This is a genomic window from Vibrio nereis NBRC 15637, from assembly GCF_001591105.1.
GTDB classification, from domain to species: Bacteria; Pseudomonadota; Gammaproteobacteria; order Enterobacterales; family Vibrionaceae; genus Vibrio; species Vibrio nereis.
In genome coordinates this window covers 1-505 of the sequence record NZ_BCUD01000066.1, presented here as the reverse complement: position 1 = coordinate 505, position 505 = coordinate 1, and the positions used below count along the sequence as shown (strand labels likewise).

The 505-nt window shown below is 41.0% G+C and carries 1 protein-coding gene; it reads left to right on the top strand.

The features are described from left to right. Window positions 1-468, top strand: a 468-nt coding sequence (locus VNE01S_RS18815) for a phosphotransferase (RefSeq protein WP_156472011.1), incomplete at its 5' end; no start/stop codon positions are given. Window positions 469-505: the final 37 nt, after the last annotated feature.

Below are 505 nucleotides of genomic sequence, written 5' to 3'. Positions count from 1 at the left end.
GTTGATGCTCACGAGTGGATGCTAGAGCCGAGAGAACCTTTTGAGGTTATCTGTCATGGTGACTTTACCCCATACAATGTTGCTCTTTCTGAGAGCACAGTTGTTGGTGTATTTGACTTCGATACTGCGCACCCAGCGCCAAGAATATGGGATTTAGCATACTCAATTTATTGCTGGTCGCCTTTTAAAACTGACAGTAATGATAAGTTAGGTACAATTTCTGAGCAGGTGGCTAGAGCTAAGTTGTTCTGTGATAGTTACGGTGCAACTGACTCCGAAAGAAGTCAATTAGCCAATGCAATGATTCAGCGATTACAGGCGTTAGTGTCGTTCATGCGCAGTGAAGCTGAAAATGGTAATGAGTCTTTTGCTGAAAACATAGAGCAAGGTCATCTTCAGGCTTACATAAATGACATAGAATATATCACTGAAAATAAACAAAAAATTCAGTGTGCATTGTGCAACTAACAAACAATTTAAGAGGGATTCCCAACGCTTGGCGTTT